The sequence below is a fragment of the Photorhabdus africana genome (assembly GCF_035181445.1).
Taxonomy (GTDB): Bacteria; Pseudomonadota; Gammaproteobacteria; order Enterobacterales; family Enterobacteriaceae; genus Photorhabdus; species Photorhabdus laumondii.
The window spans coordinates 1-223 of record NZ_JAXBVE010000312.1 but is presented as its reverse complement, the minus strand read 5'-3'; the positions used below and the strand labels follow the sequence as shown (position 1 = coordinate 223).

Annotated in this window: 1 pseudogene; it reads right to left on the bottom strand. The window is 62.8% G+C overall.

What is annotated here, in order from left to right:
• Window positions 1-223 (bottom strand): annotated as a pseudogene (locus tag SLS51_RS23900) (type VI secretion system membrane subunit TssM); the annotation flags it as partial.

Genomic DNA, 223 nt, shown 5'->3' with positions numbered 1-223 from the left:
CGCGGTTTCCGGCGCGAATTCCCGGTGAATCCGCACCCGCAGGCGGTAATCCGGGGTATCACGTAACGGCTGCCGGGCTTTGGCCGGCAGCGTCTCGTTAATCTCCGGCAGACGGGTGTTGTCGCTCAGGATTTGCAGGGCCCGGCTGATGGGCTGTTCGCCGCTGATGACCTGTTCAAGGGCGCTGAGGGCCTGCGGGATATCGGTGAAATCACGAATATCC